The 21,617-nt window shown below is 63.3% G+C and carries 18 protein-coding genes; 10 read left to right on the top strand and 8 right to left on the bottom strand.

Going from position 1 to position 21,617, the window contains the following annotated elements; translation table 11 throughout:
- The first annotated feature begins 106 nt into the window (after positions 1–106).
- On the top strand, positions 107–1,021 hold the full coding sequence (locus CEW87_RS19020; RefSeq protein ID WP_108977376.1) for an alpha/beta fold hydrolase: 915 nt from the start codon (positions 107–109) through the stop codon (positions 1,019–1,021).
- Positions 1,022–1,045: 24 nt separating this feature from the next.
- Here the strand turns inward: CEW87_RS19020 and msrB are convergent, their stop codons facing one another.
- The 3 genes from msrB to ppsR all read right to left on the bottom strand — a co-directional run bounded on the left by msrB (position 1,046) and on the right by ppsR (position 3,551).
- Positions 1,046–1,456 carry a peptide-methionine (R)-S-oxide reductase MsrB gene (msrB, locus tag CEW87_RS19015; RefSeq protein ID WP_108975527.1) on the bottom strand — a complete coding sequence of 137 codons (411 nt, stop codon included), beginning with the start codon at positions 1,454–1,456 and terminating at the stop codon, positions 1,046–1,048.
- A 19-nt stretch (positions 1,457–1,475) separates the two neighbouring features.
- The gene (locus tag CEW87_RS19010) at positions 1,476–2,645 is read right to left on the bottom strand and encodes a DUF2863 family protein (RefSeq protein WP_108975525.1); all 1,170 of its coding nucleotides are present in this window, start codon (positions 2,643–2,645) and stop codon (positions 1,476–1,478) included.
- Positions 2,646–2,717: 72 nt separating this feature from the next.
- A complete protein-coding gene (ppsR, locus tag CEW87_RS19005; RefSeq protein ID WP_108975523.1) occupies positions 2,718–3,551 on the bottom strand; it encodes a pyruvate, water dikinase regulatory protein in 834 nt (277 codons plus the stop codon).
- Positions 3,552–3,671: 120 nt separating this feature from the next.
- Here ppsR and ppsA point away from each other — a divergent pair, with 120 nt between their 5' ends.
- The 3 genes from ppsA to CEW87_RS18990 all read left to right on the top strand — a co-directional run bounded on the left by ppsA (position 3,672) and on the right by CEW87_RS18990 (position 7,618).
- A complete protein-coding gene (gene ppsA, locus CEW87_RS19000) occupies positions 3,672–6,038 on the top strand; it encodes a phosphoenolpyruvate synthase (RefSeq protein WP_108975521.1) in 2,367 nt (788 codons plus the stop codon).
- Positions 6,039–6,268: 230 nt separating this feature from the next.
- Positions 6,269–7,243, top strand: coding sequence for a M23 family metallopeptidase (locus CEW87_RS18995; protein WP_108975519.1), 975 nt, complete (start codon positions 6,269–6,271; stop codon positions 7,241–7,243).
- 12 nt (positions 7,244–7,255) lie between these two features.
- Complete coding sequence (locus tag CEW87_RS18990) at positions 7,256–7,618, top strand: hypothetical protein (protein WP_108975517.1); 363 nt, start codon at positions 7,256–7,258, stop codon at positions 7,616–7,618.
- A gap of 75 nt (positions 7,619–7,693) precedes the next feature.
- Here the strand turns inward: CEW87_RS18990 and CEW87_RS18985 are convergent, their stop codons facing one another.
- From CEW87_RS18985 to CEW87_RS18965, 5 genes are read right to left on the bottom strand one after another with little or no spacing between them, the layout of a single operon-like run.
- Positions 7,694–8,440, bottom strand: coding sequence for a phosphatase PAP2 family protein (locus CEW87_RS18985; RefSeq protein ID WP_108975515.1), 747 nt, complete (start codon positions 8,438–8,440; stop codon positions 7,694–7,696).
- Positions 8,441–8,442: 2 nt separating this feature from the next.
- Positions 8,443–9,990 (bottom strand): ArnT family glycosyltransferase, encoded by a 1,548-nt coding sequence (locus tag CEW87_RS18980; protein ID WP_108975513.1) that lies wholly within the window; start codon positions 9,988–9,990, stop codon positions 8,443–8,445.
- Positions 9,987–11,033, bottom strand: a complete 1,047-nt coding sequence (locus CEW87_RS18975; protein WP_108975511.1) for a glycosyltransferase family 2 protein — start codon at positions 11,031–11,033, stop codon at positions 9,987–9,989. The genes CEW87_RS18980 and CEW87_RS18975 overlap by 4 nt, the downstream gene beginning before the upstream one ends.
- Positions 11,030–11,968: a lysylphosphatidylglycerol synthase domain-containing protein gene (locus tag CEW87_RS18970; protein ID WP_108975509.1), complete on the bottom strand. Its 939-nt coding sequence runs from the start codon at positions 11,966–11,968 to the stop codon at positions 11,030–11,032. The genes CEW87_RS18975 and CEW87_RS18970 overlap by 4 nt, the downstream gene beginning before the upstream one ends.
- On the bottom strand, positions 11,965–12,729 hold the full coding sequence (locus CEW87_RS18965) for a phosphatase PAP2 family protein (RefSeq protein ID WP_234421587.1): 765 nt from the start codon (positions 12,727–12,729) through the stop codon (positions 11,965–11,967). Before CEW87_RS18965 ends, CEW87_RS18970 begins: the two co-directional genes overlap by 4 nt.
- A 215-nt stretch (positions 12,730–12,944) precedes the next feature.
- On the opposite strand from CEW87_RS18965, the gene purL reads away from it, so the two are divergent.
- From purL to CEW87_RS18935, 6 genes are all read left to right on the top strand, one after another.
- Positions 12,945–16,880 (top strand): phosphoribosylformylglycinamidine synthase, encoded by a 3,936-nt coding sequence (gene purL / locus CEW87_RS18960; RefSeq protein ID WP_108975506.1) that lies wholly within the window; start codon positions 12,945–12,947, stop codon positions 16,878–16,880.
- Between the two features lie 369 nt (positions 16,881–17,249).
- On the top strand, positions 17,250–17,642 hold the full coding sequence (locus tag CEW87_RS18955) for a DUF2946 domain-containing protein (protein WP_108975504.1): 393 nt from the start codon (positions 17,250–17,252) through the stop codon (positions 17,640–17,642).
- A 73-nt stretch (positions 17,643–17,715) separates the two neighbouring features.
- Complete coding sequence (locus CEW87_RS18950; protein ID WP_108975502.1) at positions 17,716–18,360, top strand: SCO family protein; 645 nt, start codon at positions 17,716–17,718, stop codon at positions 18,358–18,360.
- A 10-nt stretch (positions 18,361–18,370) separates the two neighbouring features.
- Positions 18,371–18,835 carry a copper chaperone PCu(A)C gene (locus CEW87_RS18945; RefSeq protein ID WP_108975500.1) on the top strand — a complete coding sequence of 155 codons (465 nt, stop codon included), beginning with the start codon at positions 18,371–18,373 and terminating at the stop codon, positions 18,833–18,835.
- A 92-nt stretch (positions 18,836–18,927) separates the two neighbouring features.
- Positions 18,928–19,329, top strand: coding sequence for a DUF2946 domain-containing protein (locus tag CEW87_RS18940; RefSeq protein ID WP_108975498.1), 402 nt, complete (start codon positions 18,928–18,930; stop codon positions 19,327–19,329).
- A 273-nt stretch (positions 19,330–19,602) separates the two neighbouring features.
- Positions 19,603–21,615, top strand: coding sequence for a TonB-dependent receptor (locus CEW87_RS18935; protein WP_108975496.1), 2,013 nt, complete (start codon positions 19,603–19,605; stop codon positions 21,613–21,615).
- Positions 21,616–21,617 lie beyond the last annotated feature (2 nt).

Genomic DNA, 21,617 nt, shown 5'->3' with positions numbered 1-21,617 from the left:
GCGTGAACTGGAGGGGCTTCTGGTACCCGCCGGCACTCGTGGGATGAATCGTGGACTGGCACGGATGGTGCTAGACTCGAACCATTCTGATTACCGGTGCTATGCAATGAGCCTGCTCGACAACTTGCGCAATCTGTTCAAGGCGCCTCCCGCGCCGGTACGGCCCTACCGCGGGCTGCGTGAAGGCTCGGTTCAATGCATCGGCCCGCATGGCCTGCATCGCATGGCTTACACCGAGTGGGGCGACCGGGACAATCCGCGGGTCGTGATCTGCGCTCACGGCCTGACACGCAACGGGCGCGACTTCGACGATCTCGCGCTTGCGCTCTCGGACGAGTACCGGGTGATTTGTCCGGATGTGGTGGGGCGCGGTCGGAGTGACTGGCTCGGGGTCAAGTCGGATTACGGCTTTCCGCTCTATGTCTCCGACATGATCACGCTCATCGCCCGGCTCAATGTCGACAAGGTGCATTGGGTGGGAACCTCGATGGGCGGCATCATCGGCATGCTGATCGCCAGTCAGCCGCATTCGCCGATCAGCCGGCTTGTGCTCAACGATGTGGGGCCGGTGATCACCGCAGCGTCCCTGCGCCGGATCGGGCCCTATGTGGGCACTGCGCCGGTTTTTCCGTCGATGGAGTTCGCAGAGGCCTATGTCCGCGAGGTCAGCGCTCCTTTCGGTCCGCTGACCGATGCCCAGTGGCGCCACCTGACCCAATACACCGTGAGACCGGTGGCCGATGGTTTTGCGATGGTCTATGACCCGGGTATCGGCGAGGCTTTCCGTCAGATTCCGATCGTGATGGACATCGACATGTGGGACACCTACGAACGGGTTGGCTGCACGACCCTGGCCCTGCGCGGGGCCGAGTCAGATCTGCTGGAGCACGAAACGCTCGAGGCCATGGCGGTGCGCGGCCCCAAGGCAAAGATCGTCGAGTTTGCAGGGGTCGGCCATGCGCCGATGCTGATGGACCCGGCGCAGATTGCGGTGGTGCGCGACTTCCTGCTCCAGGCCTGAGGGCCCGAAGCAGGGTTTGTCAGCTCAGTCCCCGGATTTCTCCTCGGGGATGAAGCGGATCGATGCCGAATTGATGCAGTAGCGCAGGCCGGTCGGCTGGGGGCCGTCCTCGAACACGTGTCCCAGGTGAGCGCCGCACTGATGGCACAGCACCTCGGTGCGGCGCATGAAATGGCTGTTGTCTTCTGCAGACTCGACGTTGTCCGCTTCGGCGGCGGTCCAGAAACTGGGCCAGCCGCAACCGGCATCGAACTTGTGCTCGGAGGCAAAGAGCGGTGCGTCGCAGCATACGCAGTGGTACTCGCCCTTGTCCCAGGTATCCCAGTATTCCCCGGTAAAGGCGCGTTCAGTGCCTTTCTCGCGCGCGACGTGGTACTGGATGGATGTCAGCAGTTCGCGCCAGGCTGCATCGGTTTTTTCAATCTTGCGACTCATGTTGGGCTCCTGTGCGCGCTCAGTGCAGGTGGCGCGGCACGTGTTCGGTCTGCTCTTCGGGCATTTCGGCGTGCATGATCTCGCCCTCGGGCGAGGGGTACATCGGGGCGCCACAGTCCTCGCAGTATTCCAGCGGGAAACGGTGATCGAGGTAGCGCACCTCGCCGACGCCGCATTCGCGCAGCACGGCTTCGATCTCCGCAGGCACGTCGATGGTTTCATCCTCTGCACCCAGCAGGGGCCATACGACGCCATGCAGCACGTCTTCCCGGCCATGCATGGTGAAACCAATGCGGTATTCCTCGATCTCGTCATCCCTGAACGGTGCGATCACCGCCAGCAGCTTGGGGGCCGGGGCGTCGAGCGCTGCACCGAGGAAGGCAACCGAGGCCCGGATGGAGTAGGGTCTGCTGGCCTTGTCGGCTGCCCGGCTGGCACTGAAGTAGGCTTCGGGCAGCACGAACTCGAGGACGCAGCCCGGCATCAGGGGGGCGAGGCAAGCGCCGCCCTGGCTGCGCCACTGCGTAAGCGCCTGTTCGCGGCTGCCATCCTGCTCCTGCCAGCGGAACAGTGCTTCGCCCTTGCGCACGGCAACCGCAGCGAGCAGATACCGCGTGTCGGACAGAAACTGTGATGTTTCCGGCATGCCGGCTGTGTCGATGTGCAAGTCCTGCCCGCTGATGGCGGCACGTCCGGCCAGTCCTGCAAAGCCTGCCGTAGCGCAGTAGCCCTGAGGCAGCTGGTCGGGGCTGAAGAGGAAGTCGGCAATCGCCAGCTGCGTATTCGAGGCGAGCACGTGCGCCTGCAGGTGCACGCGCAGGTTTGCCAGCGTCGAGGCCGACAGGGACGTAGCGGGGATGCTGAATCGTGACCACGCGAGGATGGGCGCGGCGATGAGCAGGATGTCGTGGTCGGTGGCAATGCCTGCGGCTGATTCGGCGCGCGACTCGATGTGATCCGCAAGCTCGTCGTAGCCCGGGCTCTCGCTCCCGAACAGGCGATCGAGTGCGCCGTTCAGTGTGTCTTCGTCGTCGTTGCCCAGAACGCTGTCGATAGCGCCTGTCAGGCGCTCTTCCCAGTAGCGGTCCTCTACCCGGCAGCCGGATTCGGCCAGGCCGGAGGAGAGCCAGACAAGTTGTTCAGCAAGGCGGCCAATGCCGCCGCGGCGCTTGATGCGCGGTCTTTTCATCTCATGTCCTGTATGGCAATGATGTGTTCGGATAAGCTCTCAAACACTTTGAGCCATTCTAGCGTACGCGGTTCAGTAAGCCGGCTTGTTGAGGCGGACGGTTTGCAGGATGGTGGCCGAGATTTCCTCGATGGACTTGGTGGTGGAGTCGAGCCAGCGGATGTTTTCGCGGCGCATCAATTTTTGCGCTGCGTCGATTTCGTAGGTGCAGTTGTCATGCGATGCATAGCGACTGTTGGGCCTGCGTTCCTGGCGGATTTGCGACAGCCGTTCGGGGGCGATGGTGAGCCCGAAGAGCTTGCTCCGGTAGCGATGAAGTTCGCCGGGGAGCTTGTTGCGCTCGAAATCTTCGGGAATAAGCGGATAATTGGCGGCCTTCACGCCGAACTGCATGGCAAGGTAGAGGCTGGTTGGGGTTTTTCCCGAACGGGAGACGCCAACCAGGATGACATCCGCTTCGGCCAGTTCGCCGTCGGACGAAATGCCGTCGTCGTGGGCCATCGCGAAGTTGATTGCCTCGATGCGGTTCTTGTAGTCGTTGCTGTCGGCAATGCCGTGAAAGCGGCCGACGGCGTGGGTCGAGCGTTGTCCGAGTTCGGACTCGAGCGGGCCGATGAAGCGGTCGAAGAGTTCCAGAAACAGGGCGTCGGCCTTGTGCAAGGCCTCGACCATCTTGGGATTGACCAGGGTACTGAACACGATTGGCCGTGTGCCATCGGTAACAAATGCGTCTCGAATGTGACTTGCACATTCAATCGCCTTGTCGAGATCATCGACAAAGGGGATCCGGACCTGGCGGAAACGGGCGTCCGGGAATTGTGCCAGCAGGCTGTGTCCCAGTGTTTCCGCGGTGATGCCGGTGCCGTCGGAGATGAAAAAAACTGTCCGGTTCGGAAGGTTGCTCATGTGCGAGGGCTCTTTCTGATGTGTCAAATTGTGATTAGGGCATACCCTGCCGTGCGGCAGAGCACAATTTTTCTGTAAAATCGCATTTTGCTGTCACTTCATGGAATCCGGAAGCCACTCATGAGCCGTTACGTCATTCCCTTCGTAGAACTTCGCATGACCGATGTCGACAAGGTCGGCGGAAAGAACGCCTCGCTCGGCGAGATGATCAGCCAGCTGCCTTCGAGCGTTCGCGTTCCGGGTGGTTTTGCCACCACTGCCGACGCCTATCGCGAGTTCCTTGCTCACAACGGGTTGGCTGACCGGATCAATGCCGCGCTTGATGCCCTCAACGTCGACGACGTTGATGCGCTGGTCAAGGTCGGTGCCGAGATTCGTCAGTGGATCGTCGACACCCCGTTCCCGGCCCAGCTCGAATCCGAGATCAAGTCGGCTTACGAGAAGATCACCTCTGAAGGCGAGGGCAGCTTTGCCGTTCGCTCTTCGGCCACCGCGGAAGACCTGCCCGACGCATCCTTTGCCGGCCAGCAGGAAACCTTCCTCAACATTCATGGCTACGAGAACATTCTCCACGCCATGAAGGAAGTGTTTGCTTCCCTGTACAACGACCGCGCGATCGCCTATCGCGTTCATAAGGATTTTGCACACGCCGACGTTGCGCTGTCGGCTGGCGTGCAGCGCATGGTGCGTTCGGATACCGGTGCGTCCGGCGTCATGTTCACCATCGATACCGAATCCGGCTTCAAGGACGTCGTTTTCATCACGTCATCCTACGGCCTGGGTGAGACGGTCGTCCAGGGTGCGGTGAACCCTGACGAGTTCTACGTGCACAAGCCCATGCTGGCACTGGGCCGTCCGGCTGTGGTTCGCCGCAACCTCGGTTCCAAGCTCATCCAGATGGTGTTCGCGGACAAGAAGGAAGCCGGCAAGTCGGTGCGCACGATCGATGTGCCCGAGGCCGATCGCAACCGCTTCTCGCTGACCGACGAAGATGTGCTCGAACTCGCGCGCTACGCAGTGGTCATCGAGAAGCACTACGGTCGCCCGATGGACATCGAGTGGGGCAAGGACGGCGTCGACGGCAAGCTGTACATCCTCCAGGCACGTCCTGAGACGGTGAAGAGCCAGTCCTCCGGCCACGTGATGGAGAAGTACCGCCTCAAGCAGTACGGCAAGGCACTGACCCACGGTCGCGCCATCGGTCAGAAGATCGGCGCCGGCACCGTGCGCGTGGTCAAGGATGCGTCCGAAATGAACCGCGTCCAGGCTGGCGACATCCTGGTGACGGACATGACCGATCCCAACTGGGAGCCGGTGATGAAGCGCGCCAGCGCCATCGTCACCAACCGTGGCGGTCGTACCTGCCACGCAGCGATCATCGCGCGTGAGCTTGGCATTCCGGCCATCGTGGGTTGCGGCAACGCCACCGACATCCTCTCCGAAGGCGATTCGGTGACCGTGTCCTGCGCCGAAGGCGACACCGGTTACGTGTATCGCGGCAAGCTCGAGTTCGAGGTCATCACCACCGACATGGGCAACCTGCCCGAGATCCCGGTGAAGATCATGATGAACGTGGGTAACCCCGAACTCGCCTTCGAGTTCGCGCAGATCCCCAACGGCGGCGTTGGTCTTGCCCGTCTCGAGTTCGTCATCAACAACATGATCGGCATTCACCCGAAGGCCATCCTCGAACTGGGCCAGGTGCCGGCCAGCCTGCGCGACGAGATCAATCGCCGTTCGCGCGGCTACGCCACGCCCAAGCAGTTCTTCATCGAGAAGCTGGTCGAAGGTGTGGCCACGATTGCTGCCGCTTTCTATCCGAAGCCTGTGATCGTACGCATGTCCGACTTCAAGTCGAACGAGTACCGCAAGCTGCTCGGTGGTGACATCTACGAGCCGGAAGAGGAAAACCCGATGCTGGGCTTCCGCGGCGCGTCGCGTTACATCGCGCACTCCTTCCGTGACTGCTTCGAGATGGAATGCGCCGCAATGCGCAAGGTACGCAACGAGCTGGGTCTGACCAACGTCCAGATCATGATTCCGTTCGTGCGCAACCTCGAAGAGGCGTCCGGCGTGGTGGATCTGCTCGCCGAGCATGGCCTGAAGCGTGGCGTGAACGATCTCAAGCTCATCATGATGTGCGAGATCCCGTCCAACGCGCTGCTGGCTGACAAGTTCCTCGAGTTCTTCGACGGCTTCTCGATTGGTTCCAACGACCTGACCCAGCTCACGCTGGGCCTGGACCGCGACTCTGGTCTGGTGGCGCATGCCTTCGACGAGCGCGACGAAGCGGTGAAGGCGCTGCTGTCGATGGCGATCAAGTCGGCCAATCGTCTCGACAAGTACGTCGGCATCTGTGGTCAGGGCCCGTCGGACCACGCAGACTTTGCCGAGTGGCTCATGGATGAAGGCATTCAGACCATTTCGCTGAACCCGGACACCGTGGTCTCGACCTGGCTGAGCCTGTCGACGCACGCAACCAAGTAAAGCGTACTTCGGTATCAAGGCACAACGGCGGCTCAGGCCGCCGTTGTGCGTTTACGGCTGCCGATATTTGCAGTGCTTCCATGATCCGAACTTAGTGATAGACTCCTGCTGTTTTGTGTTTGACCAAATCAGTTGTGCGGGGATGTATCCGCCACTGTGGTCGGCACACCCCACTATCAGGCCGCACGCCGCGATTCATCTGGCTGCTTGGCACTTATCGGAGGAAGGGGATGGCACTGGTCATTCTTTCCATGGGACGCGTCAACCGCTCGCGTGTCCGCACGCTGAGTTCGCGCGCGCTGATCCTGATCGCGTCAGGAACCCTGCTTGCAGTGGCCGGTGGCGCCTTCGCGCTCGGCGTCGGTGTGGGGCGTGCCGAGGTCGATACCCCCGCCTCTCCGCTGAGTGTGGACCATCCTGAAGGTCGCTTTCTGGTCGATCGTCTGGGCGAGATTTCCGGCAAGCTTGCCCGACTCGAGTCCGAGGCGCTGACCCTCGCCAAGCGCGTGGGCGTACTCAAGGGCAAAGACAAGAGTGCCGAAAGTGCTGCAGTTGCCCCAGCTGGACTTCCGGCGGCAGACGCCGGAAAGACGGCTTCCACGCAGTCCGAAGCAGCCAAAAAGGTGGTCGGAGCGAGCGGCGGCCCGTTGATCTCGCTGCTTGGCAGTACGGGTAATGCGGATGGCGCGCTGACGGCGTTCGACGATCAGGGGGCTGGCCTGACCGATCTCGAATACGAACTTGAGCGTCTGAGCGCCGTGCTGTTCGAGGTCGATCGGGTGACCACGGAACTCGACCTTGCGCAGATGGCTTTTCCGAGCCGCAATCCGGTCCCTGGCGGGCGCCGTAACTCGTCTTTCGGTACCCGGGTAGATCCGTTCAACGGCCGCAGCGCGTTTCACTCCGGTCTCGATTTCCAGGCGCGTGCAGGTACCCCGATTCATGCCAGCGCGGGCGGTCGGGTTGTTTTTTCCGGCTATCACCGCGAGTACGGCTATCTGGTCGAAATCGATCACGGTAACGGGCTGGTCAGTCGCTATGCGCACTGTTCGCGCCTGTTCGTGAAGGTGGGCGACGTGGTGACGCCCTTGCAACGGATTGCCGCGGTAGGCTCGACCGGCCGTTCGACCGGCGCGCATCTGCACTTCGAAGTGCTGCGCAACGGGGCCTTCGTCAATCCCCTGCGCTACCTCGACAACTCCTGACACAGTGCTACGGTGAACCGTTTCGGAGGTTTTCGCCCGCGTCGCCTGGGAGAGGACGCCGTCAGCGACCGCATCGCTGCAGATCAGCGCAAGCGCGTCATTCTTGCCGCGCTTGGCGGCGCTTTGCTCACTTTTGTGCTGGCGCTGGTGTGGTATCTGGACACCGATCTTGCATACGGTGTAAAGGTGCAGGCGCTCGAGGAAGAGAACCAGCGCCTTGGTGCAGCGCTCAGCGTCGGTCGCCTTGACCTCGAAATGGAGCGGGCGACCCGCGCCGAGCTCGAGCGTCAGCTCGTCGAGCTCAACGATTCGCTGAAGAAGCGCCAGGCTGAACTGGCCTTTCTCAAGTCGCGGACGGCAAGCAAGCCGCGCTGACGTGGCTGCCGTTTCCACGGCGAAACCTTGCAAGGTCGATGAATGTGGAGACGGGTCTGAGGTCGGGCGCGGCGATCAGCCCGGGGTTGTCTCTGCCAACTCGTCGGGGTCGCTCAGCCAGCCCAGCTTCCTGAAGATCACCCATGCCAGCCAGGCGGCGAACCAGGTCGCGTAGAAGCTGAAGACGATGTCGCTCAGAAAATGTCCGCCTTGCGCGACGCGACCAAATCCGAACACGCCACCGAGTCCGAGTCCGATCAGTGTCCAGCGCCGGCGGGCTGCGACCCCGCCGAGAAAGCCGAGGCTGACGAAATAGAAGCCGGCCGATGCGTGGCCACTGACGAACGAGCAGTTCTTGCCGCACTGATCGGACGGAATGATGGCAGGCGAGAAGGTCGCGGCGCCGCCGAATTCGGTGACCTTTGCCGGGCGTGCCCGTCCCCAGTGATCCTTGAGTACGACGTCGATCAGCAGGCCGGGGCCGAGGATGAGTGCGGTGATCAGGTATCCGACCTGGATGCGTCTGCGGGCACCCTGCAGACCGCGCTGGAACATGTAGGCAAAGAGCGCGATGAAGAGGCCGATGATGATGGCGTTCGACATCATCGGAATGCCCCGGTAAAGCGCCATCACGAAGGCGTTGCGTTCGCCCCAGAAGCCGCTGCTTTCGGTATAGAAGGCGGCGCTGGTGCGGAGGTCGATTTCCGGCCACAGGAGGAACAGTGCAGCACAGGCCAGCATGCTGACCAGCATGATCAGGGTGAGGCGGCTTTGCGGTCGACCCTCAAGGGTTGGGCCGGTCGGAGTCTGTGCTGCGTCCATGTTCATTCCTCTGCGGCTTGCTGCCTGACGACTGCAACACCGCCCTTGAGGAACAGTGTCTCGTATCCGGTTTCAGGTACGCGATCGATGCGGGTGACGGCGAGCTCACCTGCAGCGGGCGCGCGGGATGGGGTGACGGCCTCGCGATAGACGCTGAGGCTGGGTACGTCGAGGCGCCAGGCGACTACCGGTTCCGGGCGTTCGCGCACGAAAGCTGCAGCCTCCTTGACTGGCCCCTGCAGGACACTTCCGACCCAAGGCACGACGACGGTGGTCAGCGCCAGAACCTGCAAGCCGCCGCCGATCATCATTTTCGACCAGATCCCTGCTGGCAGACGCCAGGCCAGCGCCAGCCACAGCAGCAGGCAGCCAAGGGTGACGACGTAGTAAGTTGCGTCAGCCCGTGTCAGCGCATCAGCCAGTTGGGCACGGTAATAGGCATTGCCTGCCGAGCTTGCAGACAGCAGATCGAACACTAGCGGCAGGGCCACGAAGAGTGCGAGCAGCAGCGTGACAGGCGTGAAATGCAGCCAGCCGCGGCGCAGGCTGTCACGGTGCGCTGCGATCAAAAGAAACAGCGGTGTCGAACCGTAGAGCACGTAGTGCGGCAGTTTGGTGCCCGACAGCGAAAAGAAGACGACGACGAACCCGGCCCAGATCCACAGAAAACGGCGTACGCCGGTGCCCGCGTCGGCGCGGATGTTGCGCAGTGACGCGATCAGCGGCGAGGTCCATGGCAACAGCAGCAGCGGCACCGCGAAAATGTAGTAGAACAGGCTGCCGGTATGGCCTTCGAGGGTACCGGTGAAACGTTCGACGTTGTGCTTCAGGATGAAGCCGTCGATGAAGTTCTGGCCATGCGTGAACAGCGCGTAGATGTACCAGGGCAGGGCCAGCACTGCCAGGATCGCCCAGCCTGCGGGGTCGAAGACCGAGCGCGCCCAGCGCTTCCACTCACCGCGGCTGGCGCAGTACAGCAGCGTGACCGTGCCAGGCACGATCAGGGCGATCGGACCCTTGGTGAGCACGCCGAGTCCGATCCAGACGTAGCTGCGCAGCAAGGGTGCGCGCTGGCCCGATTCCAGATGACGCCAGGCATCGAACAGCGCCAGCGCCAGCAGCATGTTGAGCAGTGCGTCGGCAGTGGCCGCACGGCCGATGGCAAAGGGGCCGATGGCGGTGGCGGCGACGGCCAGCGCGGCAAGCGCGGTGTCCGGGCCGAAACGCTGACGCGCAAAATACCAGGTCGCGTAGCTCCAGATCAGTGCCGCAATCGCGGACGGCAAGCGGAAGGCCCACTCGGTGGCACCAAAGATCAGGTAACCGAGCGCCTGAAACCAGTACACCAGAATCGGCTTGTCGAAGCGGTGCTCGCCGTTGAGGTAGGTGGACAGAAAGTCCCCGCGCGCGAACATCTCGCGGGTGGCCTCGGAGAAGGCGCCTTCGTCCACATCGAACAAGGGTGCGCCGCCAAGGAGCAGCAGAAAGCTCACCAGCGGCAGCAGCAGGATCAGGGTGGTGACGACCGGGTTGCGCGACAGCATCTTCATGCCTCGACGGGCTTGCGCCAGCCCTCATCTGCGGCAAGCTCGGTGGCCGGGCGGGAGAGGTAGGGGCGCGAAGTGCCTGATTCGTAATAGACCCGGGTGAGCAGTTCGGCCAGCACACCGGACGTCACCATCTGTACGCCGGCAATGACCAGAAAGAAGCCGCCGAAGAGCAGGGGGCGGGTGCCGATCTCTTCACCCAGAAAGACCTTCACAAAGGCGAGGTAGGACAGAATCAGGCCGCCGAGTGCGCCCAGTCCGATACCGATGCCGCCGAAGAAGTGCCCCGGACGGGTACGGAAACGCATGAAAAAGTATACGAAGACCAGGTCGAGCACGACGCGGAAGGTGCGCGAGATGCCGTACTTCGACTGGCCGAATACCCTCGCGTGGTGGGTGACGACTTCCTGGGCGATGCGCCTCGGGGTGGTGACGGTAGCCAGCCACGCAGGGATGAACCGGTGCATTTCGCCATACAGGCGCACGCTCTTGATGGCCGAGCCGCGGAACACCTTGAGACTGCAGCCGTAGTCGCGCAGATGAACGCCGGTGAGGCGGGCGATCAGGCGGTTGGCGATGCGCGACGGAATCTTGCGCAGCAGCAGGCCGTCCTGACGATCCTTGCGCCAGCCGGCCACGAGGTCGAGATCTTCCGTGAGCAGGCGGTACACCATGCGCGGGATGTCGATCGGGTCGTTCTGCAGATCGCCGTCCATGGTCACGATCACGCTGCCGCGTGCGGCATCGAGGCCGGCCTGCATCGCGGCGGTCTGCTTGAAGTTGCGCATCAGCTCGACAACACGGACGTGAGGGCCAAACTGCTTGGCGCAGCGCGCCAGTTCCAGCGGTGTGGCGTCCGAGCTGCCATCATCGACCAGCACCACTTCCCACGGCCACGGATAGGGGCCGAGGGCGAGGTGGATGCGGTCGAGCAGGGGCTCGACGTTCTCGGCCTCGTTGTACATCGGCACCACGACCGACAGGGTGTGCTCGGGCAGACCGTCGGGGATCTGCGGTTCGGCGTGGGGGAGCGGAGACTTGTTCATGAACGGGATGCACTCTCGGAAGATGAATGGGGATTTGCTGCACTGGCTGTGGGTGCCGGGCCGGCGTTCGGAAACAGCCAGGCCAGCGCGCCCGCGCTCAGCGCACAGGCAATGACGAAAAGATGGAGAGCGAGTGCGGCCTGCAGGCCGTCACCGAAGGCAATGCCGGCGGGCAGGAGCGCTGCGGCGGCGCCCGCTTCGTAAGTGCCGAACCCGGCTACGCCCTGAATCGGAAGAATGGCGGCAAGCTCGGCGCCGAGCGCACCGGCTGCGCCCTCCGGCATGCCGGTGGAGAGCAGGGCTGCGAGCAACCACGCCTGAGCGGCGAGCTTCACCGACCAGTTGGAAACCGTCCATAGCCAGCCGCAGCGGGCGTGACGGGTGGATTCGCCAAAGGCGTTGCGCAGCTTCGCCAGCTTGCCCGCCAACGCACCGCGTTCTGCCCAGTCGTGCGGCTTGCGTGCCCAGCGCGGCAGGCCCCAGGCAAAGACGGCGAGCGCGACCAGGCCTGCAACGCGCAGTGCCAGCGGAAGCTCGGGCCACACCGCGACGGCGACCATGCCGACCACGAGCGCATCCTGCAGGCGGAACCAGAACAGCGATGCAATCGCACGCGGCAGCGGGGTGCCGAAGGTTCTTTGCAGCAGTACCGGAAACGCGGCCTCGCCGCCACGGAAGGGCACGATATTGACCATTGCGTTGTGCATCAGCACGATGCGCAGGCAGGCACCGAAGCGGCCCGCCGCATCGCGACGGAATTCGTCGTACACGCGCAGTGCGCGCAGCAGGTAGCTGGCGGCAAAGCCGGCCACGGCTACGGCCACGATGGCAGGCGTCAGGCGGCTCAGCGCCGTGCCCAGGGTCTGCCAGCGGGCGTCGGCAAGAAACCAGCCCAGCAGACCGAGGCTGAGCAGGATTGCAATGGCGCGCTTCATGCGGGCACCTTGCAGGTCACCGGGCGCACCAGTGCGAAAACGGCGCCGGCCATGCCCCACACCACCAGCAGGTACTGCATCCACAGCCCTTCCGGGTAGCCGAGGTCCTCGAACGCAAGCAGCACGGCGACCAGGATCATCAGTGCCCCCATGGTCTGCACGCCGCGTCGGCGTTCCCAGAAGCGCCAGTGAGCGGACCAGCGCACGCCAATGACCGCACTCAGCCATCCACCCGCCGCCCCGGCAAACAGGTCGAGCGGCCAGTGCGCACCGACGGCGACGCGGGAAAAGCACATCAGAACCGCAGCCGCGAGGACAACCCACGCCCATTGGCGGCGCACTGCAGGGCTGGCACAGAGCACGACCACGCCCGCTATGACGAAGGCGGTAAGCGAGTGTCCGGAGGGAAAGGAGTCGGTGCGCAGCGGCAGACCGACAACGTTGAACTGATCCTGCGCGAGCACGGCGGCAGGCCGTGGTTCGGCAAAAAACTGTTTCAGGCCGTGGGTATACAGGGTGGCCACGGGGGCTGCGAGCAGGGTGGCTGCGAGCCAGCGCGGGCGCCAGGCAAGCGCCGGCGTGATCAGCGCGAAGGCGCCCAGCGTTGAGGCCAGGTTGGTGATGCCGGCCCATACGAATCCCGGTGCGATGCCGCTTGCAGCGGTGTTCCAGGCGATGAACCAGGCCTCGTTCAGGTCGAGCGCAGCCAGCAGTGCAGCACACAGCACGCACACTGCGGCAGGGAAGACGATCCAGCTCATGGAGGGCGAATCGTCGCTCGCAAAACGTGAAACGGAGGCGCTCATCGGGCGGGGGGTTGGCAGACAAAGGCGTATTTTAGCTGATCCCCCGTACTTCTAGCCGCGCAGCTTTGTCACGGACGCTTCATCCGCCACGGGGGAGGGGTTGGCTCGGGTATAATTCCGCGCTTCCGATTGCCGTTCTTCGGTACCTCTTTTTTCGCGTTTCGACTGACATGACCCAAATCCTCAAGCTCCGTGGCGCAGCCGCGCTCTCCCGGTCCCGCCTGGATCGCCTTTCCCGCAGTGTGGCCGAAGTGCTGCCAAAACTGCAGGGGCTGGCCGCCGAGCACTGGTATTTCGTTGAATTGAACGCCGCACTGGACGCCGAAGAAACCGCCCGCCTGGTCGACCTGCTCGGCGCCACACCGGAGACGCCGACGGCGCCGGTCGGCACCATGCTGCTGGTCGTTCCGCGCCTGGGCACGATCTCGCCGTGGTCCTCCAAGGCGACGGATATCGCGCATCAGTGCGGTTTCGACAAGGTCGTGCGCATCGAGCGCGGCACGGCATATACGCTGGCGGGCAAGGGCGTCGATTCCCGGCCCGAAGTGCTGGCGAAGCTGCACGACCGCATGACCGAGTCGGTGCTGGGCAAGATGGACGAGGCCGATGCGCTGTTCCACCACTACGCGCCGCAGCCGCTGACCTCGGTGGATATTCTCGGTGGTGGCCGCGCCGCGCTTGAAGAAGCAAACGGCACGCTGGGGCTCGCGCTGTCGGACGACGAAGTCGATTACCTGGTGGAGAACTTCACCCGCATCGAGCGCAATCCGACCGATGTCGAACTGATGATGTTCGCCCAGGCCAACTCCGAGCACTGCCGCCACAAGATCTTCAACGCCGACTGGGTGATCGATGCCCGTCCGATGGAGAAGACCCTGTTCGGCATGATCAAGGACACGCACAAGGCCCATCCGCAAGGTACGGTCGTGGCCTACTCGGACAACGCCTCGGTGATCGAGGGCGCGACCATCGAGCGCCTGTATCCGGACGCAGCAGGTCGTTTCGCTTACCACAGCGAGGAAACTCACATCCTCGCCAAGGTCGAGACCCACAACCACCCGACCGCCATTTCGCCCTTCCCGGGCGCAGCCACCGGCGCCGGTGGCGAGATCCGCGACGAAGGCGCGACCGGTCGCGGTTCGCGCCCGAAAGCGGGTCTGGCCGGCTTCTCGGTCTCCAACCTGAACATCCCGGGCTATCAGCAGCCGTGGGAAAAGCCTTACGGCAAGCCCGAGCGCATCGCCTCCGCCCTCGACATCATGATCGAAGGCCCGATCGGCGCCGCGGCATTCAACAACGAATTCGGCCGTCCCAACCTGACCGGCTACTTCCGCGCTTTCGAGCAGGAAGTGCAGGGCGAGGTGCGCGGCTTCCACAAGCCGATCATGATCGCCGGTGGTCTGGGCAGCATCCAGGCACAGCAATCGCACAAGCCGACTTTCCCGCCGGGCACGCTGCTGATTCAGTTGGGTGGTCCGGGCATGCTCATCGGCCTGGGCGGCGGTGCCGCCTCGTCGATGGCCACCGGCACCAATGCTGCCGATCTCGACTTTGCATCGGTGCAGCGCGGCAACCCCGAGATCCAGCGCCGCTGCCAGGAAGTGATCGACGCCTGCTGGCAGCAGGGCGAGGCCAACCCCATCATCGCCATCCATGACGTCGGTGCAGGCGGCCTGTCGAACGCGATGCCGGAGCTGGCCGACCATGCCAGTCTGGGCGCGCATTTCGAACTGCGCGAAGTTCACATCGAAGAGCCGGGCATGAGCCCGCGCGAGATCTGGTCGAACGAGTCGCAGGAGCGCTACGTGCTCGCGATCGCACCGGAAAGCCTCGACCAGTTCCGCGCCTTCTGCGAGCGCGAGCGCTGTCCCTTCGCCGTGCTCGGTACCGCGACCGACGATGGTCACCTCACCGTGAGCGACCGTCATTTCGACAACAAGCCGGTCGACATGGAGATGCAGGTCCTGCTCGGCAAGCCGCCGAAGATGATGCGCAACGTATCGCGCCGCGCAGTTCATCTGCCGCCGTTCGACGTCACCGGCATGGACCTGATGGACGCGGGCCTGCGTGTGCTGCGCAACCCGACGGTCGCAAGCAAGCGTTTCCTGATCACCATCGGCGACCGCTCGGTGGGCGGCCTGACCGCGCGCGACCAGATGGTCGGACCGTGGCAGGTGCCGGTGGCCGACGTCGCGGTTACCGCGATGAGCTTCCAGGGCTATCGCGGCGAAGCCTTCGCCATGGGCGAGCGCACCACGCTGGCCTGTGTCGATGCGCCGGCTTCAGGCCGCATGGCCGTGGCCGAGGCGATTACCAACATCGCGGCTGCCGATATTGCCGACCTGGGCGACGTCAAGCTGTCGGCCAACTGGATGGCGGCGGCCGGTCATCGCGGCGAGGACGCCAAGCTCTTCGATACGGTGAAGGCCGTGTCGGATTTCTGTATCAAGGCCGGTGTGTCGATTCCGGTGGGCAAGGACTCACTGTCGATGCGCACCGCGTGGGCCGACAATGGCGAGGACAAGCAGGTGGTGTCGCCGCTGTCGCTGATCGCCACTGCCTTCGCGCCGGTGACCGACATTCGCCGCACGCTGACGCCGCAACTGCAGCTGCCCGAAGGCGTCGACACCGAGCTGATGCTGATCGACCTTGGCAACGGCAAGAACCGCCTCGGTGGATCTGTGCTGGCACAGGTCTTCAACTCCGTGGGCGAGCACGCACCGGATGTCGACCCGGAGCAACTCGCTGCATTTTTTGCCGCGATCCAGCGTCTGCGTCGCGAAGGGCTGATTCTGGCTTACCACGATCGCTCCGACGGCGGCCTGTTCGCTGCCGTGTGCGAGATGGCTTTTGCCAGCAAGTGCGGTTTGTCGCTGGTGCTCGACACGGTCTGCTACGACCCCTACATGAACGACGTCGATGGCCTCGAGAAGAAGCCTGACATGCTCAAGGGCCGCTTCGACGACAAGCTGATTGCCGGTCTGTTTGCCGAGGAACTCGGTGCGGTGATCCAGATCCGCCGTGACGAGCGCGCAAAGATCACCGAGATCCTGCGTGAAGCCCGCCTGACCTATCACTTCATCGGCGAGCCCAACGACAAGGACGAAATCCGCTTCTGGCGCAGTGCCAAGCGCATCCTTGCCGCCAGCCGCAGCGAGCTGATGCAGGCGTGGTCCGAGACCAGCTACCAGATCGCCCGTTTGCGTGACGATGCCGATTGCGTGCAACAGGAGTTTGACGGCCTCGCCGATGCGACCGACCCCGGTCTGTCCGTGGCGCTGTCCTTCGATGTCAAAGATGACGTCGCTGCGCCCTTCATCGCTACCGGTGCCCGGCCCAAGGTCGCGGTGCTGCGCGAACAGGGTGTGAACTCGCAGTTCGAGATGGCTGCCGCCTTCGAGCGCGCCGGCTTCGAGCCGGTCGATGTCCACATGTCGGACCTGCAGTCCGGCCGCAAGCAACTGCTCGACTTCCATGGTCTGGCCGCCTGCGGTGGTTTCTCGTATGGCGACGTGCTCGGCGCAGGGCAGGGCTGGGCCAAGTCCATCCTGTTCAACCCCAAGCTGCGTGCAGAGTTCGAAGCCTTCTTCGGGCGCTCCGACAGCTTTGCGCTCGGCGTGTGCAACGGGTGCCAGATGATGGCCCACCTCGCCCCGATCATCCCGGGTGCAGACGCCTGGCCGACCTTCCATCGCAACCGCAGCGAACAGTTCGAGGCCCGCTTCGTAATGACCGAGGTGGTCGACAGCCCGTCCATCCTGCTCGCCGGCATGGCCGGCAGCCGCATGCCGATCGTGGTCAGTCACGGCGAGGGCAGGGCAGTGTTCGCGGCCGAAACCGACCGCGAGAAGGCGCTTCTCGCGCTGCGCTATGTCGACAACCATGGTCAGCCGACCGAAACCTATCCGCAGAACCCCAACGGTTCGGCGCTGGGCGCAACCGGCTTCACCACCGCCGACGGCCGCTTCACCATCATGATGCCGCACCCCGAGCGCACCGCCCGCACGCTGCAGATGTCGTGGGCACCGCAGTCGATGATCGACGAGAGCCCGGACGCTTCGCCGTGGCTGCGCATGTTCCGCAACGCGCGAAAGTGGCTGGGTTGATCGGCTCGGCGCCGGTCAGCTGATTCTGCGCCCGACCCGGTTCGGGCGTGACAACGGGGTGACCGGGAAGCCGGCACCCCGTTGTGCTTTTCAGGACTGTCTGTGCGCAGTGGGTGCTCAGCTTTCGGCAGTTTGACGGTTAGCGCTTCCATCAAAGCGGGGCGCTTCAGTGCGGCCCAACACGGCCATGCATGAACGCATCAATCCTGACCTGGAACGTATTTCAAGTGCACTGCTGCAAGCGTCGCGTCGCGCACAGCCTTAAATGATCTGGGTCAAGTTTCATTGTGTCGAAACGTCTATAATCGCCCGACATTACCGCTCACCCTGTCAGTCTGCTCGCCAGCCCCTTTGCCCCGACCCTGATTGATGTTCATCCGAAGACGCCAATTTCGCCTTGCTGCCTGGTTCGCAACTTTTGCGATCCTGCTCGGTGCGCTTGCGCCTGCGGTGAGCCAGGCAATGACGGTGCTCGGGGATGGGCATCAGCGCTGGATTGAGGTGTGCTCGGCGTCCGGCATGCAATGGATTGCGGTCGATGCGGACAGCGAGCAACATGGCGACGACGCGCCGGGCGCGTCCACTGCGTCCTGCCCTTATTGCTGTCCGCACGCAGGCTCGTTCGGTCTGCCACTTGAGCTGTCCGCCGGATTTGCCGTCATCGGCATGACTGCGCTCGAACCCCCGCTTTTCTACTCCGCTCCCCGGCCACTGGTTGCTTGGACGGCCTCAAGCCCGCGTGCGCCACCCGCTGCCTCCTGATCGTCGCTGAACGCGCTCTGCCCGCACCCTGTGCGTGGCGTGCGCTGTGCAATCACCGATTCCGGAGGCATTCATGCCTTTACACGATTTCTTCCACGCCGCGCTGGCGCGGACCCGTTTGTTGCGTACGCTGCTCGTCCTGTTGATGGGGCTGTTCATTGCAATGGCGCTGAGCGCCTGCAGTAAAGAGACGGTCAGCTTCAGGAATACCGACATCACCGGCGCCAATTTCGGCCACGACTTCAGCCTGCTCGACCCCGACGGCGCGACCCGCAGTCTCGCTGACTTTCGCGGCAAGGTCGTGATGATGTTCTTCGGCTTCACCCAATGCCCGGACATCTGCCCGACTGCACTCTCGCGCGCTGCGCAGGTGCGGCAACTGCTCGGCGACGATGCCGACAAGCTGCAGGTGATCTTTGTCAGTGTCGACCCCGAGCGCGACCTGCCGGGTGTGCTCAAGGCCTATACCGCTGCGTTCGACCCCGACTTCCTCGGGCTCTATACCAGTCTCGAGGAAACCCGCAAGGTCGCCGACGAATTCCGTGTTTTCTATCGCAAGGTGCCGACCGGCGGCTCGTACTCGATGGATCACACCGCAACGAGCTACGTTTTCGATCCGGCAGGGCGCCTGCGCCTCGCCGTGTCCTACCAGAGTCCGGCCGAAGCCGTTGCGGCCGATGTACAAACCCTGATTCAAACCGCTTCATCCCGCCCCTAAGGAGAACACCATGAAAGTGAAGATCGTCGCCTCGCTGTGTGCCGCACTGATTTCGTCAGCCGTCTTTGCGCAGGTTTCCGTCACTGAACCGTGGGTACGCGCTACCGTTCCGCAACAGAAAGCGACCGGTGCGTTCATGCAGATCACCTCGCCGGTGGATGCCAAGCTTGTGGAGGTTCGTTCGCCCGCAGCCAAAGTGGTCGAAGTGCATGAAATGGTCATGGAAAAGGACGTGATGAAGATGCGCGCCATTCCCGGTCTGGATCTGCCGGCTGGCAAGGCGGTCGAGCTCAAGCCCGGCGGCTATCACGTCATGCTCATCAACCTCAATGCACAGGTGAAAGAGGGTGACATGGTGCCGCTGACGGTTGTCGTCGAAGGCAAGGACGGCAAGCGTGAAAGCGTTGAGATCAATGCGCCGGTGCGTCCGCTCAACAGCGCGGCCGGCGGCATGCAGATGCACAAGATGCACTGATCACAGTGGCCAGCCGAGCGGGCACTGTGCGTCAAGTGCAGTGCCCGCGAAGGCTGGATCGTCTTTTCAACTTAAACACAGTCCTTCCAGTAATGGTCAGACGTTTCCGTCATCAGGTGCTTGCTGCGCGGGTCGCGATATTCGTGATCCTGCTGAGCGCGCTCATGCCCGTATTAGGGCAGGCGCTGCTGCGCGCGAGCGATCCTGCACGGTGGACGGAGATCTGCACCACCGGCGGCATGATCCTGGTCGATCTGTCGGCGGAAGAGGGGGACGACACTCCGCTTGAGTCGCGCAGCGAACGCAACGCCTGCCCGTTCTGCCTGCCCCACGCCGGGCACGCAGCTGTGCTGCCTGAACTTGCGCCCCTCGTCCTTGAGGCGGTTGTCGACGGCAGTGCCCGCTTTCTTCAGTATTCCGAACACCCGCGCCTGCGCACCGTCTGGCTCGCAGCGTTCTCGCGCGGTCCTCCCGTAACGCCTGCTCTCTCCTGATTTTTCCTCGTCGTGCGCCATGCGCAGGACGCTGGCCCGCCCCAGCCGCACAGTCTGATGCGCCTGAATGTACCCGGGAAGGTTCCGGGTGCCGGCCGCCAGCGCCCGTTCGTTCGCGATCTGGCCGCGTCCGGCATGGATCGACGAGTTTTCAAAGCACTTTGAGAACAGGTACCGGAAATGTATTGCAGTCCGAAAATAAGCCTCGTCTGCCTGGCGATTGCCGCGGCCTTTCCTGCAGCAGCCTCGGATGTGGCTGGTGGGGAAGCCCCGATGCTGGACGAGATCAGCGTGACCGCGACGCGCGAGGCGCGGAAGACGGCAGACGTACCTCAGGCGATCGCGGTCGTCGGCAAGGAGGCGCTGGCAGAGAAGAAGATGTTCAACATGAAGGAGGCGCTGCAGGAGATTCCCGGTGTCCTCATTGACAGCAAGAATGGCGGTTTCGACGCCCGCCTGATCATTCGGGGGGCGGGGCTCAAGGCAGCCTACGGCATACGCGAGATCATGGTGCTGCGTGATGGCGTGCCGCTGTCTGATCCCGACAGCTTCACCCGTCTCGACTTCGTTGATACGCAGGACATCGAGCGCATCGAAGTCGCGAAGGGGCCAGGTAACCTGTTCGCCTCCGGCAGCGCCGGTGGTGCGATCCAGGTCTTCTCCAAGTCGGTCTTCGACACCACGGCCAACAACGCCAAAGTCGGTTTCGGCACCGACGGGACGGAGAACTACCACCTCCGCCATGGCATCGTCGGCGAGCGCCATGCGCTCGCGGTGACGGCGACGCATCGCAAGATGGACAACGACTGGCGCAGCTGGAACACATTCGACACCACGCAGACCTCGCTCAAGCACGGCTGGATTCTGACCGAGCAGGACGTGCTCGAAAGCGAACTGTCCTACGCCGAGGCCAACATGCAGTTGCCTGGTGCGATGGATCAGACCCTGTTCGAAACCTTCAAGCGCACCGGAGAGCAGGAGGATACGTCGGAGGCGTGGAAGAACTCCGGTCGTTACTCGAAGGTGTGGTTCTTCAATTCGCGGCTCGAGATGGAGCGCGGAGACCTCACCTTCAAGCCGCGTTTCTATTACAACACCTGGTACCACTATCACCCGGTCACCGGCCTGATCAACGAGACCCGCGACTGGGTCGTAAACCTCGGCACCGATCTCGAAGCCAGCTGGAGTCACGGTAACGGCACCCTGGTGGGCGGTGTGACTGCGCGCAAGGAAGAGGTGCCCGATTCGGTCAAGTACCAGTATCGCGACGTGCTCACGACCCCGAGCGGACGCATTCGGTCCACCCTGTCCGACGCCAAGGGTGCGCTGGCTTCAACCAGCACGAGTTCAAGCGTGCTCAGCGCGCTCTACCTGCAGGAGTCATGGCGGCCGGGACCGCGCTGGATCGTCGATGCAGGTTTCCGCTACGACGTCATCCGGATGGAGGACGAGACCAACGAGATCACGCGCTACGACTATGCGTCCGGAAAGTACGTTGCGGGTGACGGCCTTGCCAAAACCGAGAAGACCTTTCGTCTGCCTGCACCCAAGCTTGCAGTCAGCTACAGGCTGAACGATGCGATCAACCTGTTTGCCATGGTTGCGCAGGCGGGGCAGGTGCCCTCGTCGGGCGAGATCTCCAGCAACCCCGATCTCGATGCGCCGGTGTCGCGCAATGTGGAGTTCGGGGTCAAGGGTCGCAGTCGTGACTGGCAGTTCGATGCCAGCGTGTATTCGACCACTGTCGAGGACGAGATCGTCCAGGTCAACACCGGCGGGGTGACCGAGTACGCCAACGCGGGCAAGACGGACAAGAAAGGGGTTGAGCTGTCCGGCAGCTTCAATGTGGGCGGCGGCTTCGATATCGGCGGTCACTACGCGTGGTCGGACTACACCTACGACAGCTTCAGCGAACCGGTCCGCGTGGGGGGCTCGGTGGTCAATGAGGACCGCGCAGGCAATACGCTGCCCTTCGTGCCGCGCCACCAGTACGGCGTCTTCGTTGGCTGGAAATCGGCCAGTGGATGGCATGCCCGACTGGCCGGGCTGAACTGGGGTGAATACTGGCTGGATAACGCCAATACCGAGAAGTACAAGGGCTGGGACTGGGTGACCAACCTGTCGGTAGGTTACGAGCGCGATCAGCACTCCCTGACCCTCAACGTCGACAACCTCTTCGACAAACGCTACGCCTTCGAGGTCAAGAAGGACACCAGCGGAAAGGTGACCTACACCGCAGCCTCCCCACGTCAGGTGATGCTGACGTATCGCTACGCTTTCCGCTGAGG

The sequence above is a fragment of the Parazoarcus communis genome, assembly GCF_003111665.1.
Classification (GTDB): Bacteria; Pseudomonadota; Gammaproteobacteria; order Burkholderiales; family Rhodocyclaceae; genus Parazoarcus; species Parazoarcus communis_B.
The sequence above is the reverse complement of the archived record's forward strand: the minus strand, read 5'-3'. Positions and strand labels throughout refer to the sequence as shown.

Bases quoted from the DNA above. Each gene is read 5' to 3' on its own strand.
- CEW87_RS18955 (WP_108975504.1), top strand. From the start codon at position 17,250: ATGTTCATCCGAAGACGCCAATTTCGCCTTGCTGCCTGGTTCGCAACT.
- CEW87_RS18965 (WP_234421587.1), bottom strand. From the start codon at position 12,729: ATGAGCTGGATCGTCTTCCCTGCCGCAGTGTGCGTGCTGTGTGCTGCA.
- CEW87_RS18980 (WP_108975513.1), bottom strand. From the start codon at position 9,990: ATGAAGATGCTGTCGCGCAACCCGGTCGTCACCACCCTGATCCTGCTG.
- ppsA (WP_108975521.1), top strand. From the start codon at position 3,672: ATGAGCCGTTACGTCATTCCCTTCGTAGAACTTCGCATGACCGATGTC.
- CEW87_RS18950 (WP_108975502.1), top strand. From the start codon at position 17,716: ATGCCTTTACACGATTTCTTCCACGCCGCGCTGGCGCGGACCCGTTTG.
- CEW87_RS18935 (WP_108975496.1), top strand. From the start codon at position 19,603: ATGCTGGACGAGATCAGCGTGACCGCGACGCGCGAGGCGCGGAAGACG.
- CEW87_RS18985 (WP_108975515.1), bottom strand. From the start codon at position 8,440: ATGGACGCAGCACAGACTCCGACCGGCCCAACCCTTGAGGGTCGACCG.
- CEW87_RS18970 (WP_108975509.1), bottom strand. From the start codon at position 11,968: ATGAAGCGCGCCATTGCAATCCTGCTCAGCCTCGGTCTGCTGGGCTGG.
- CEW87_RS18945 (WP_108975500.1), top strand. From the start codon at position 18,371: ATGAAAGTGAAGATCGTCGCCTCGCTGTGTGCCGCACTGATTTCGTCA.
- CEW87_RS19010 (WP_108975525.1), bottom strand. From the start codon at position 2,645: ATGAAAAGACCGCGCATCAAGCGCCGCGGCGGCATTGGCCGCCTTGCT.
- CEW87_RS18975 (WP_108975511.1), bottom strand. From the start codon at position 11,033: ATGAACAAGTCTCCGCTCCCCCACGCCGAACCGCAGATCCCCGACGGT.
- purL (WP_108975506.1), top strand. From the start codon at position 12,945: ATGACCCAAATCCTCAAGCTCCGTGGCGCAGCCGCGCTCTCCCGGTCC.
- CEW87_RS19020 (WP_108977376.1), top strand. From the start codon at position 107: ATGAGCCTGCTCGACAACTTGCGCAATCTGTTCAAGGCGCCTCCCGCG.
- CEW87_RS18940 (WP_108975498.1), top strand. From the start codon at position 18,928: ATGGTCAGACGTTTCCGTCATCAGGTGCTTGCTGCGCGGGTCGCGATA.
- CEW87_RS18995 (WP_108975519.1), top strand. From the start codon at position 6,269: ATGGCACTGGTCATTCTTTCCATGGGACGCGTCAACCGCTCGCGTGTC.
- ppsR (WP_108975523.1), bottom strand. From the start codon at position 3,551: ATGAGCAACCTTCCGAACCGGACAGTTTTTTTCATCTCCGACGGCACC.
- msrB (WP_108975527.1), bottom strand. From the start codon at position 1,456: ATGAGTCGCAAGATTGAAAAAACCGATGCAGCCTGGCGCGAACTGCTG.